Source organism: Nocardiopsis chromatogenes YIM 90109 (assembly GCF_000341185.1).
GTDB lineage: Bacteria > Actinomycetota > Actinomycetes > Streptosporangiales > Streptosporangiaceae > Nocardiopsis_A > Nocardiopsis_A chromatogenes.
Genome location: NZ_ANBH01000044.1, coordinates 1 through 12,212, shown reverse-complemented (window position 1 = coordinate 12,212; position 12,212 = coordinate 1). Strand labels below are relative to the sequence as shown.

Annotated in this window: 11 protein-coding genes; 7 read left to right on the top strand and 4 right to left on the bottom strand. The window is 72.9% G+C overall.

Annotated elements, in window-relative coordinates:
- Positions 1-31 precede the first annotated feature (31 nt).
- Together D476_RS38730 and D476_RS38725 are read left to right on the top strand one after the other, a co-directional pair.
- On the top strand, positions 32-712 hold the full coding sequence (locus D476_RS38730) for a hypothetical protein (protein WP_239648592.1): 681 nt from the start codon (positions 32-34) through the stop codon (positions 710-712).
- A gap of 34 nt (positions 713-746) precedes the next feature.
- A complete protein-coding gene (locus D476_RS38725; RefSeq protein ID WP_017622698.1) occupies positions 747-1,361 on the top strand; it encodes a hypothetical protein in 615 nt (204 codons plus the stop codon).
- 18 nt (positions 1,362-1,379) lie between these two features.
- On the opposite strand, the gene D476_RS0104050 is transcribed toward D476_RS38725, so the two are convergent.
- The 3 genes from D476_RS0104050 to D476_RS0104040 form a co-directional block, all read right to left on the bottom strand.
- On the bottom strand, positions 1,380-2,963 hold the full coding sequence (locus D476_RS0104050; RefSeq protein ID WP_017622697.1) for an RDD family protein: 1,584 nt from the start codon (positions 2,961-2,963) through the stop codon (positions 1,380-1,382).
- Positions 2,964-2,971: 8 nt separating this feature from the next.
- Positions 2,972-4,402 (bottom strand): ATP-binding protein, encoded by a 1,431-nt coding sequence (locus D476_RS0104045; RefSeq protein ID WP_026123217.1) that lies wholly within the window; start codon positions 4,400-4,402, stop codon positions 2,972-2,974.
- Between the two features lie 74 nt (positions 4,403-4,476).
- Complete coding sequence (locus D476_RS0104040) at positions 4,477-5,466, bottom strand: phosphatidylinositol-specific phospholipase C (RefSeq protein WP_026123216.1); 990 nt, start codon at positions 5,464-5,466, stop codon at positions 4,477-4,479.
- Positions 5,467-5,602: 136 nt separating this feature from the next.
- On the opposite strand from D476_RS0104040, the gene D476_RS0104035 reads away from it, so the two are divergent.
- The gene (locus D476_RS0104035; protein WP_026123215.1) at positions 5,603-6,268 is read left to right on the top strand and encodes an RDD family protein; all 666 of its coding nucleotides are present in this window, start codon (positions 5,603-5,605) and stop codon (positions 6,266-6,268) included.
- 103 nt (positions 6,269-6,371) lie between these two features.
- Here the strand turns inward: D476_RS0104035 and D476_RS0104030 are convergent, their stop codons facing one another.
- Positions 6,372-7,427 carry an ABC transporter substrate-binding protein gene (locus tag D476_RS0104030; protein WP_017622692.1) on the bottom strand — a complete coding sequence of 352 codons (1,056 nt, stop codon included), beginning with the start codon at positions 7,425-7,427 and terminating at the stop codon, positions 6,372-6,374.
- A gap of 170 nt (positions 7,428-7,597) precedes the next feature.
- On the opposite strand from D476_RS0104030, the gene urtA reads away from it, so the two are divergent.
- The 4 genes from urtA to D476_RS0104005 form a co-directional block, all read left to right on the top strand.
- Positions 7,598-8,806: an urea ABC transporter substrate-binding protein gene (gene urtA, locus D476_RS0104025; RefSeq protein WP_017622691.1), complete on the top strand. Its 1,209-nt coding sequence runs from the start codon at positions 7,598-7,600 to the stop codon at positions 8,804-8,806.
- Positions 8,807-8,911: 105 nt separating this feature from the next.
- Positions 8,912-9,796 (top strand): urea ABC transporter permease subunit UrtB, encoded by an 885-nt coding sequence (urtB, locus tag D476_RS0104020; RefSeq protein ID WP_017622690.1) that lies wholly within the window; start codon positions 8,912-8,914, stop codon positions 9,794-9,796.
- On the top strand, positions 9,793-11,694 hold the full coding sequence (gene urtD / locus D476_RS39890) for an urea ABC transporter ATP-binding protein UrtD (protein ID WP_338036230.1): 1,902 nt from the start codon (positions 9,793-9,795) through the stop codon (positions 11,692-11,694). Before urtB ends, urtD begins: the two co-directional genes overlap by 4 nt.
- The coding region (locus D476_RS0104005; RefSeq protein ID WP_017622689.1) for an ATP-binding cassette domain-containing protein at positions 11,687-12,212 on the top strand (526 nt) is incomplete at its 3' end. The genes urtD and D476_RS0104005, both read left to right, overlap by 8 nt.

Here is a 12,212-nt window from a genome sequence, read left to right as displayed (position 1 = left end):
CCCGCATCCACGAATCCAGAAGGGACGACAGGTGCAGCCCCCATCCTCACCTCCCCCCGGCGGCTACGAGCCGCTCCGCCCCGACGGCGCGCAGGCTCCCCCGCCCCCGCCCGGGTACGGACCTCCGCCGCAGACCGGCTACGGTCCACCACCGCAGCCCGGGTACGGTCCGCCGCCTCAGCAGCCGCCGGGATTCGCCCCTCACCCGCCGCCCCCAGGGCACGGGCTCCCGCCCGGCGCGCAGTACCCCGGCGCCGGGTACGCCCCCGGCTACGCCTACGGCGCGCCCTACGGCCAACCGTTGAAGAAGCGCCCCGGAACGGTGACGGCGATCCGCATCATCACATTCATCATCGGGGGCATCGGCCTGCTCTCCGGACTCGCAGCCACGGCCGTCGGCGTCGGAGGCAGCCTGTCGGAAGACTTCGCCGCTGAGTTCAATACGGCGGAAGAGCCCGGCTACATCCTCGGAGTCGGCATGGTCGTGCTGGTCGTCGGGGCGCTCTGGACCGGATTGGGCGTCCTGGCAGGCCGACCCGGCACGGGTGTCATGTGGACCATCGTGGTCGCCTATATATTCTCGGCGCTTGTCAGCCTGTCCTCCTTCAACGTGGTCCCGCTCGTGCTGGCGGTCCTGGTCATCATCTTCGCCGTCAGCGGCACCGGCAAGCAGTTCTACGAAGGCCGATGGGCGCCCTACTACCAGTCTTAGCCCCCGCGACCGCGACTCCCCGAAGGAACGACAGGTGCAGCCCCCATCCCCGCCCCCGTCCCCGCCTCCGCCCGACGGCTCCCGCGCTCACCCGCCCCCGCCCGGGTACGCGCCGCCGCAGCGGCCGGGCTTCGCCCCTCCCCCGCCGCCCCCAGGGCACGGGCTCCCGCCCGGCGCGCAATACCCCGGCGCCGGGTACGCCTACGGCGCGCCCTACGGCGCCTTCGGCGCCCCTCCGGCGAAGAAGCGCCCCGGCGCGGTCACGGCGATCCAGATCATCATGTACGTCCTGGCCGCCATCCCGCTGGTGTTCGGGCTCATCCTGACCGGCCTCGGGCTCGGGGTGTTCTTCTCCTACGACTTCGCCGAGTCGATGGACATGGAGAACGATCGAGCGGTCATGCTGATCTTCGGCGCGGTGATCCTGTCGGTCGGCCTCTTCCACCTCTGGCTGGGGATCAGGGCCGGAAAGCCCGGCAAGGTGTTCATGTGGACCCTCGTGGTCCTGTCCTGCATTCCGATCCCCTTCAACCTGATCCTCATGAACCCGATCGGGCTCGGAGCCTCGGTCGCCGTCATCGTGCTCGCCGTCAGCGGCAACGGCAGGCTGTTCTACGAAGGCCGCTGGGCGCCCTACTACCAGTCGTAGAGGGACCGCGCCGGGCGTCTAGGCCTGCACGACCCACGTCCCGGACAGGTGGTCCCTCGCGGTCCGCATGTAGGGGCGGTCGCGCACCATGAGCACAGCGTCGGCCAGGAACAGGAACGGGGCGACCGCGAAGGCGACCGTCAGCCCCGCGCGCACCGCGGCCGCCTTCCGCGACGGCGGCCCCGCCGTCTCCGGGTCGACGACCCTGATCCCCATCCTGCGCTTGCCGACGGTCTGCCCCGTGCGGGCCGTCGGCGGCCAGAGGTAGGCCAGCGGCGCCGCCAGGACGCCGAGGACGACCAGCGCCGACCCGGCGTACAGCGTGACCGCCCCCGGCGGGATCGGGGTCAGCCTCACCCCGATCACCAGGCAGAACACCAGGCCGAGGTAGGTGAACAGGCAGGTCAGGCCGATGATGAGGGCGTCGATCACCAGGGCCGCCAACCGCCGGTCGGGCGCGGCCGGGAGCGGCGCCTCGTCCGGCCGCCCCCAGGCGGGCCCCGACCGCTCCCAGGGATCGCGCCGGTCGAAGGCGTCCCGGTCCACGACGCGCACCAGCACGGCGTTGGCGACCAGGGCGCCGACGAACAGCACGATGGGCGCGCCGATCCAGGACGGCGGCAGCCAGCCGATCGCGGCAGCGGAGAGCGGCACGAGCGCGAACGCCACCGCCCATGGGCGGCCCGCCCGGCGCTGCAGCAGGGAGCGCCGGATCTCCCGGGGGATGCGGCCCAGGTAGGCGAAGGCGGCCGCCGCGGCCGCCGTGATCACGCCCGCGACCGCCATGCGGAACCAGAAGAAGGCCGGATCCCCCTCGCCCGGGGGCGACTCGATGACGGGGAGCGCGACGTTCATGGCCACGATGGCCGCCGCCACCGAGCCCAGGACGATCACCCGGGTCGCCCGGCGGCACATGCCGTAGGCGGAGTGCAGGGTCTCCCTGTCGCCCGGTACGAGGGCGAGCACGGCGCGCAGGTACCGCAGCGAGGCGATCCTGCGGCGCCGCTTGGCCTCGATGGCGGCGAGGTTGCGCAGGGCCTGGGCGTGCTCGGGGTTGAGCCGCAGCGCCTCCCGGAAGTGCGGCACCGCCTCCGTGTCCAGGCCGAGCCACCGCAGCACGACCCCGCTCTGCGCCTGCACCCACGGGTCCTCGGGCTGGAGCTCGACGGCGCGCCGCACGGCCGCGCGCGCTTGCGCGGGGAAGGTGTGGGCTCCCGGGAAGCCCTTGCGCACGCAGTCCGCCAGGGACATCGCGACGATGATGTGCCCGCGGACCGAGTCGGGGTCCAGCCGGAGGATGGCCTCCCCCGACCTGTAGGCGTCGTGCGCGCGCCCCAGGCCGATGATGGCGAAGGCCATGACGGCGTAGATGTCGGCGCTCTCCCCGTTCAGGGCGATCGCCTGCCGGGCTGCCTCGATGGCCTTCTCGTTCTGGTCGAGGCGTTCGTGCGCCAGCGCCTTCAGCATCCACAGGCGCCCGGAGTCGGGGTGGGCGGCGAGCGCGCGCTCGATGAGGGGGAGCGCCTCCGCGGGCTTTCCCCCGTCCAGGCGGAGGGCGGCCTGGCGCGTCAGGTCGTCGACGCCGGTTCCGGAGCCGGGCATGGCCGCCGTCACCGCCAGGAGCGGTGGCGGCGGATGAAGTCGGCGAGTTCGTCGTAGGCGCCGTCGGCCGACCCGAACTCCACCATGTTCCGCGCGGTCTCCATCCACGGGCCTGTGGACGGGCGGAGCTCGCCGAGCGCCGCGCGGAAGTCGTCCATGCCGATGGGCCGCACGGCGCCGGTGCGGGCGGAGTCCAGCATCGCGCGCTCGGCCGCGCTCTCCACCAGGTGGGTGATGTCGGCGCCGGAGAACCCGTCGGTGTGCTTGGCGATCTTCGCGGTGTCGATACCGGCGGACGGGCGGTCCTTCAGCTCCATCCCGACGATCGCCGCGCGCGCCTTCTCGTCCGGCGGCGGCACGAAGAGCATGCGGTCCAGGCGGCCCGGCCGCTTCAGGGCGCTGTCGATGTCCCACGGGTGGTTGGTCGCCGCCAGGAAGAAGACGCCCTCGTTGTCCTCCTCCACCGAGTCCAGTTCCGTCAGGAGCTGGGTGACGACGGGGCGGAGCCACGAGGCCATGTTCCCGCGCCGCCCGCCCATGGCGTCGAGCTCGTCCATGAACACGACGCACGGGCTGTACTGGCGCGCCTGGCGGAAGAGGGCCTGGACGTTGCGTGAGCTCTTGCCGTCGAGGATGTCGGCGACCGACACGTACAGGAAGCGCGCGCCCATCTCGCCCGCGATGGCGCGGGCGATGTAGGTCTTGCCGCACCCCGGGGGCCCATAGAGGAGCAGGCCGCCGCGCAGGCTCTTGGAGAAGGCCTTGCGCAGTTCCTCGTTGCGCATCGGCATCAGGAAGGCGGCGTTGATGCGCTCCTTGACCTTCTCCATCCCCGCGACATCGGCGAGGGTGGTGTTCTCGCGCTCGGTGGGGAAGTCGTCGTCGGCCAAGGGGTCGGGAAGCCCGTCCCCGGTGAGGGGCGGCAGGACGGCGCCAGAGGGCGCGGGGTCACCGCCGCGCGCGCCTTCGTCGCGCGTGAGCGTGGCCGTCCCCCCGCCTTCGGAGAATCCGAAGCCGTTGCCCCCGGCCGGTTCGGGCCGGAAGTCGGCCGGCGCGCCGTCCTGGGGCATGCCCGGGGGTGCGCTCTGAGGCGCAGCGTCCTGCGGAGGCTGTGCTGATTGCGCGGGCTGCGTTCCGGGCGCCGGGGTCGGCGGGGAAGGCGGCTGCGGAGGGGCCTGCGTCCCGGCCCCGGCGGGCGCCGTCGGTGCGGCCGACGCTGCTGGCGCGGCCGGTGTGCCCAGTGCCTTGGACATCAGTTCCTTGGCCTTCTCCGAGGCCGGGTCCTGCTGGAGCGCGGTCGCGATGTGCGGGATGGCTGCGGCGCCGTCTCCGCCGTCGAGCAGGATCTCCGCCAGGTGCAGACGCAGGACGGGATCCGAGGGCGACCTCTCCACCACTGCGGTGATACTGGCGATGAGCTGCTCGCGCGACGAGTCCACGGTGACCTCTCGGGGGCGGGGGGCGGTCGGGCCGCAGGCAGTCTACCGGCGCGGAACCGCCCCGATTCGGAGGGTCACACCCCTTGTGCCGCGGTTCGGCCGTTGTGCGCCACCACCGCGTCGATCAGCGCCTGGTCAGGAAAGTCCATCATCACCACGCCCGTGCGCGGAAGCGTCCCCTCCGCCGCGCTGTCCTGCAGGTACGGCCGCGCGTAGTCGTTGACGCCGTCGAACCCGAGGCCGCCTGTGGCCACCTCCCTCGGGTTCGCCCACGGGGCTCCGGACCCGCTCAGGTGGTTGATGAAGAGCGTCTCAGGCGGCCCGGCCGCCGTCCTCTCGAAATGGTCCCGCGCCTTCTCCCACTTCTCGGGAATGTCGAAGAGCGTGGGCACCCGGTAGTCGTCCTGGATGTCGGTACTCGGGCCGCCCCACCGGATTCCGTACTCCTTGGAGGCGTCGAAGTCCTGCAGGATGACGATCCTGCCGCGCACCTCCCCCAGGTCGGGAACGCGCTCGCCCCCTGAGGGGCGCCACAGGTGCTCGGCGAGGAGCGGGGCGGTGTCCGGGTCGGACCCGATGTAGTGGTCGAGCGTCTCCTCGTAGGTGCGGGTGTTCTCCTCCTCGGTGTGCTCCTTCTTCAGCCGCATGAACACGGTCTCGGTGGGGTGCTCGCGCAGGAAGGCCGCCGTGTCGGTCACCACGTCGGTGAAATTCAGGTGAAGGTACTCGGCACCGTGGTGGATCGGGAACGCGTCGCGGTAGTGCCGGGTGCGCACGTCCAGCGCGCGCACGCCCGACTCCAGCTGCGTGCTCAGGTCCATGTCCTGGGTGCGGCTCCACACCGAGCCGGTCCATGCACCGGTGTCGTGGGTGCCGGGCACCGACAGGGAGGCGAGGGACGCGTCGTCGGGGAGGCCGCCCATCCACGCCGCCGGGGACGCGGCAGCGGCCTCGCTCAGGGGCGCGCTCGACGCGTCCGCGGCCGCGGTCGCGGGCGAGACGAGTTGGGCGGAGATGACGGCGGTGGACAATAGGGTCGTCAGACCCGTGCGCGTGAACGGCATCAGGGGTGCCCTCCGGGGCCCGGCGTCGGGAATGGGCACGGTGAGCGTGCCATGAACGCGTGAAGGCCGTAAGGCCCAAATGCGACAATGGTGAAAGATCCCCATCCCATGACGCCGAGAGAGAGCGACCCCGCTCATGGATCCTTCTTCGCAGCCCCCCTACGGCCAACAGCCCGGTTATGGGCAACAGGGGTACGGGCAACAGGGCTATGGCCAGCAGTACCAGCAGGGGTACGGGCAACAGCAGTACCAGCAGCAGTACGGGCACCAGGGATACGCCCAGCAGGGCGGCTACTACCAGCAGCAGGGCAACCCGTACGGCCAACAGGAGATGCTGCCGCCCGGGACCGTGGCCGCGGACAAGGGGCGGCGCTTCGCGGCGGCCCTGCTCGACGGCCTGTTCATGCTGCTCATCAACCTCGGGATCATGCTCGTCCTGATGGGCGGCCCCGCGCTGCTGCTGGGCCTCACGGCTTCGTCCTCCCCGACCGGCGAGCCCGCCGCCTGGACGGCCGTCGTCATGATGGTCGGGATGCTCGCCGGCTACGCCCTGATCTTCGCCGTGCCCTTCCTCTACAAGGGCCGGGCCGAGGCCAAGCGCGGCTCCACCCCCGGCAAGCGGATCATGAAGATGCGCGTCATCGACCTGAACACGCTCGGCAACCCCCGCATGGGCGCGAGCATGCTGCGCACCCTCATCTACTACCTGCTGGGCTGGATCAGCTGCCTGTGGATCCTCTTCGACCCCCGCCAGCAGGCGCTGCACGACAAGGCCGCCACCACGGCGGTCATCGACGCCTGATCCCCGGACACCCCGGCGCGGGCCCGCGCCCCCCTGGTGCGCGGGCCCGCGCCCCCCTGGTGCGCGGGCCCGCGCCCGTCTCCCCGCCCCCCGGAGCCGCGGCTCACAGCTTCTCGCCACCGCCCTCCAGCGCCTCGGCCAGCAGGGGCGCGAGCTTGTCGACCGCGTACGGCAGGCTGAGCGCGGTGCTCCAGGTGAGCGCGCCGGAGATCTCCTCGCCGTCGACGATGACCGCGCGGCCGTCCCTGTTGACGTCCAGGGACGTGTACACGCCCATGTCGGCGAGCTCCTCGCGCATCTCCGGGTTCCATCCGGCGTTCCACACCAGCAGGTCCCGGTCCAGCAGGTCGAAGTCCTCCGCCGAGACGTCCACGACGTCCTTGTCCCCGGCCCTCTCCGCCAGGTCCTCGGGCATCACGAACCCCAGGGACTCCAGGAGGCGCATGCGCGGGTCGGTCCGGGAGCGCACGACGAACCCGTCGTCGAGCCGCTCGGCGAGCACGACCTCCGTGCCCTCGAAGTCCGGGTACTGCTCGCGCGCGTCCGCGAACGACCGGTCGACGTCCTCCACCAGGGCGGCGGCCTCGTCCTCCTTGCCCAGCGCCCGGCCGATGGACAGGGTCATCTCCTCCCACGGCGCACCCCAGTCGGGGTGGTCGGGGTGCTGGGCCACGGTCGGGGCGACCGCCGACAGCGCCTCGTAGTCCTCCTCGGTGATGCCGGAGTACAGGCCGATGATGAGGTCCGGTTCGAGGGCCGCGACCCGCTCGATGTCGGGCCGGTCGCTCTCGGGGCGCGGCATCGCCTCGGGCTCGGCGCCGCCGAGCGCGTCCTGCGCCCACGGCCAGGCGGCGTGGTCGTAGTCGCCGTACCAGTCGGTGACGCCGACGAGGGCGCCCGCCTCGCCCAGGGCGAGCACCGCGTCGTGGTCGCTGAGGCCCACGGTGACGATCCGCTTGGGCGGGGCGGGGACCTCGGTCGACCCGTACTTGTGCTCGACCGTGACGGGGAAGCCGCTTCCGGCCGGGGCCTCGGCGGTGTCCGGCCGCCCCGTGCCCGAGCCGCACCCGGCGGCGGCCGCCACCGCCCCGAGGGCCCCTCCGGCCAGCAGGACGGTTCGGCGGCCGGGCACCGTGCGGGCGGTTCGGTCTGCGGGCATGGGGGACCTCCGGGGTTCAAGTTCGGCAAGGCTTGCCTAAGTTAGCAAGCGGAGGCGGGGCGGACCAGCCCGCACCCCTGGAAACCCGCGCGTAACGGATGCGCCCTTCCCGGGAAACAGCCGCCGTCCACACTCCCCGGAGCGGCACGGCGACATCGGGGAGGACATCGGTGCGAAGACGAACGTTCCTGGCGGCCGCCCTGGCGGGGACCGGGGCGGCGCTCGCGGGCGGCTGCTCCCCCTCCGGGCCGGGCGTCACCGGGGACACGGTGCGGGTGGGCATGCTCCACTCGCTCTCCGGCACGATGGCCATCAGCGAGGTCACCGTGCGCGACGCGGTCCTGCTGGCCGCGGAGCGCATCAACGCCGCCGGCGGGGTGCTCGGGCGCAGGATCGACCCGGTGGTCGAGGACGGCGCCTCCGACGAGGTCACCTTCGCCGACAAGGCCCGCAAGCTGCTGATGAGCGACCGCGTCGCCGCGGTGTTCGGCGGGTGGACGTCGGCGTCCCGCAAGGCGATGCTGCCGGTGTTCGAGGCCGAGAACGGCCTGCTGTTCTACCCGGTGCAGTACGAGGGCATGGAGTCCTCGCCGAACATCGTCTACACCGGCGCGACCACCAACCAGCAGATCGTCCCCGCCCTCGACTTCCTGCGCGACCAGGGGCACACGCGCATCCACCTGGTCGGCAGCGACTACGTCTTCCCGCGCACCGCCAACCGCGTCATCGCCGCCTACGCGCGGGCGCACGGCATCGAGATCACCGGGACCGACTACACCCCGCTCGGGCACACCGAGTACACCACCGTCACCGCCAAGATCGCCCGCGCGCGCCCGGACGCGGTGTTCAACACCCTCAACGGCGACTCCAACGTCGCCTTCTTCAAGCAGCTGCGCTCCAGCGGCATCACCGCCGACGACATGCCGGTGCTCAGCGTGAGCGTCGCCGAGGAGGAGGTCGGCGGCATCGGCCCCGAGATCCTCGACGGGCACCTGGTGGCCTGGAACTACTTCCAGACCACCGACACTCCTGAGAACCGGGACTTCGTCGCGGCCTTCCAGGACGAGTACGGGCCGCGGCGCGTCACCTCCGACCCCATGCAGTCCGCCTACAACGCCGTCCACCTGTGGGCGGCCGCGGCTCAGGCCGCCGGGGGCTTCGACACCGGGGCGGTGCGCGAGGCGGCGGCGGGGCTGACCATCGACGCCCCCGAGGGCCCCGTCACCTTCGACGCCGAGTCCCAGCACCTGGCCAAGACCGCGCGCATCGGCAGGATCGGCGGCGACGGCGCCATCACGGAGGTGGCGAACTCGGGCGGCCCCATCACCCCCGACCCCTACCTGTCCGGATACGACTGGGCGGCCCCGATCCGCCCGTGACGGGCAGGCCGTGCGCCGCCCGGTCCTCCCCGTGCCGTTCGTGGCGCGCCCCTGCCCTCCCCGGCCCCTGCAATCCGTTCCCTGGACCCCTGGAAGAAGGGACGCATGGACGCCCTACTCACGCAGTTGCCGATCGCCGCGGCCGTCGGCGCGGTCCTGCTCCTGGCGGCCCTCGGCCTGAACTTCACGTTCGGGCAGATGGGCGTCATCAACATGGCCCACGGCGAGTTCCTGATGGTGGGCGCCTACACCGCGTTCGCCCTTCAGGCATGGGCGGGGCTCGGCGGCGGCGCCGTGCTGCTGGCGCTGCCCGTCGCCTTCGCGATCACCGCGCTCATGGGCCTGGCCCTGGAACGCGGACTGATCCGGCACTTCTACGGGCGCCCCCTGGACACCCTGCTGCTGACCTTCGGGGTGAGCCTGCTGCTCCAGCAGCTCGCCCGGGACGTGTTCGGCGCGCCCAACGTGGACGTGGCCGCCCCCTCCTGGCTGGCCGGGGGCACCAGCGTGCTCGGCGTATGGCTGCACCACTCGCGGCTGTTCATCATCCTGCTGGCGGCGGTCGCCGTCGTGGCGATCGCGCTGTACATCGGCCGCTCCCGGTCCGGCCGGTACATGCGCGCCGTGCTGCACGACCGCGACCTGGCCGCAGTGTCGGGCATCCCGGTGGGCCGGGTCGACGCGGCCACGTTCGCGGTCGGGTCGGGCCTGGCCGGGGTGGCCGGGGTGGCGCTGGCGCTCATCGGCCCGATCGGCCCCTCCATCGGCTCCTCCTACATCGTCGACGCGTTCCTGGTGGTCGTCGTCGGCGGCCTGGGGCAGCTGCGCGGCGCGGTCATCGCCGCCTTTGCGCTGGGGGCGCTCAACGCCTACAGCGAGCTGTGGACCGGCGCCAGCCTGGCCAAGGTGGTCGTCTTCGCCGTCATCATCGCGTTCCTGCAGGCCCGGCCTCAGGGACTGTTCTCCGTCAGAACGAGGGCCCTGGCATGAGCGCAGCGAACCCGACCGAGACCGACGCGTCCGCCCCCGGGACCGCGCCCGGGGCCGCCGCCGATTCCGCCTCTCCGGCCGCGCCCACCGGCCCCGCCGCGCGCGCCCGCCTCCTGTCGGGCGTCCCGCCCACGCTGCTGATCGGGGTGGCCGCCGCCGTCGTCCTGGCGGTCATGCCCCTGCTGCTCGACGAGTTCCGCCTCGGGCTGCTCACCCGCTACCTCTGCTACGCGATCGTCGCCGTCGGCATCGCCGTGGCCTGGGGGCGCGGCGGGATGCTCACCCTGGGGCACGGGGTGTTCTTCGGCCTGGGCGCCTACGCCATGGCCGCGCACATGACCCTGGCCGCCGCGCCCGACGGCGCCCTCCCCGAGTTCATGGTGTGGAACGGCATCGAGTCCCTCCCCCTCCTGTGGGCGCCGTTCCGGAGCCTGGCGTTCACGCTGGCCGCCGTGGTCGTCCTGCCCGGCGCCGTGGCCGCGCTGCTGGGGTGGGCGGTGTTCCGCCGCCGGGTCCGCGGAGCCTACTTCGCGATCCTCAACCAGGCGCTCGCCGCCGCCTTCGCCATCCTGCTCATCGGACAGCAGCACCTGACCGGCGGTTCCTCGGGGCTGACGAACCTGCCCGTGCTCGCCGGGACCGACCTGACCACCGGCGCGGCGCGCACCGGCCTGTACTTCACCGTGGCGGGGTTCCTGCTGGCCGTGTGGGCGGCCTACACCCGGCTGATGGACTCCCGTTACGGGGCGCTACTGGTGGCGGTGCGCGACTCCGAGGAGCGGGTCCGCTTCCTCGGCTACGACCCGACGTGGGTCAAGGCCTCGGCCTACACGCTCTCGGCGGTCGCGGCGGGCGTCGCCGGGGCGCTGTTCGTCCCCGCGACCGGGATCATCACGCCGGCGCTCGTCGGGGTGANGGCCCCCCGCCCCCCGCCACTCGCTGACCGGCGCGGCGATCGGCGCGGTGGCGCTCGGCACCGCTCAGACCGCGTTCTCCGAGAGCTTCGCCGGGGGCTGGCTCTACCTCCAGGGCGCGCTGTTCGTCGCCGTGATCGCCCTGGCCCCGCGCGGACTCGCCGGGTTCGCCGAATCCCTCGCATCCCGCGTCCCCTCCGTGAGGAGAAGCCGATGACCGCCCTGCTCACCGTCTCCGGACTCACCGTCTCCTTCGGCTCCTTCACCGCCCTGGACGGGGTGGACCTGGCCGTCGAGGAGCACGAGCTGCGCTTCCTGATCGGCCCCAACGGGGCCGGGAAGACCACCCTCATCGACGTCGTCACCGGCCGGACCCGCCCCGACTCGGGCACGGTGCGCTTCGACGGCGCGGACACCACCGGGCTGGCCGAGCACCGCGCGGTGCGGGCGGGCATCGGGCGCACCTTCCAGACCGCCGCCGTGTTCGACGCGCTGACCGTCGCCGACAACGTCGACCTCGCCGCCTCGTTCCGCCTGGCCCCGCACCGGCTGCTGCGCCGCCGCGACCGGGCCGAGGTGCCCGAGGCGCTGGAGCGGGTCGGCATGGCCGACCTGGCCGAGCGGCAGGCGGGCGGGCTGTCCCACGGGCAGCGGCAGTGGCTGGAGATCGCGATGCTGCTGGCCCAGCGGCCCCGGCTGCTGCTCTTGGACGAGCCGGTGGCCGGGATGAGCGCCGCCGAGCGCGAGCGCACCGGGGAGCTGCTCGAAGAGATCGCGCGGGACACCACGGTGCTGGTGGTCGAGCACGACATGGAGTTCCTGCGGCGGCATGCCCGGACGGTGACCGTGCTGCACGAGGGGCGGGTGCTGACCGAGGGGACGCTGGAGGAGGTGCGGGCCGACGAGCGGGTGGCCGAGGTGTACCTGGGCCGGTCCGCGGTCGAGGACGGGCCCGCGGCCGAGAAGGAGACCGCCGATGCTTGAGGTGGACGGGGTCTGCGCCGGGTACGGGCGCGCCCAAGTGCTGTTCGACGTCTCCGTGCGCGCCGAGAGCGGTGCGGTGACGTGCGTGATGGGCCGCAACGGGGTCGGCAAGACGACGCTGCTCAATACGGTGGCGGGGCTGCTTCCGGCGACGTCGGGGCGCGTCGTCCTCGACGGCGCGGACGTCACGCGGGCGCGCCCGCACCGCAGGGTCAGGGCCGGGATCGGATACGCCCCTCAAGGCCATGGGACGTTCGCCCCCATGACGGTGGCGGAGAACATCTCCGTCGCGCGAGAGGCGGCCGGGAGGGCGGGGCCCGAGGCGGTGGAGGAGGCGCTGGAGCTGTTCCCGCGCCTGCGCCCCCTGCTGGACCGTCGGGCCGGGTTCCTGTCGGGAGGGCAGGCGCAGCAGCTCGCCATCGCCCGCGCGCTGGTGACCGCCCCGAAGCTGCTGGTCCTGGACGAGCCGACGGAGGGCATCCAGCCGTCGATCGTCGCCGAGATCGAGGAGGTGATCC

Excerpts from the sequence above, each read along its gene's own strand:
- D476_RS0104035 (WP_026123215.1), top strand. The coding sequence starts at position 5,603 with ATGGATCCTTCTTCGCAGCCCCCCTACGGCCAACAGCCCGGTTATGGG.
- D476_RS0104040 (WP_026123216.1), bottom strand. The coding sequence starts at position 5,466 with ATGCCGTTCACGCGCACGGGTCTGACGACCCTATTGTCCACCGCCGTC.
- urtB (WP_017622690.1), top strand. The coding sequence starts at position 8,912 with ATGGACGCCCTACTCACGCAGTTGCCGATCGCCGCGGCCGTCGGCGCG.
- D476_RS0104050 (WP_017622697.1), bottom strand. The coding sequence starts at position 2,963 with ATGCCCGGCTCCGGAACCGGCGTCGACGACCTGACGCGCCAGGCCGCC.
- D476_RS0104030 (WP_017622692.1), bottom strand. The coding sequence starts at position 7,427 with ATGCCCGCAGACCGAACCGCCCGCACGGTGCCCGGCCGCCGAACCGTC.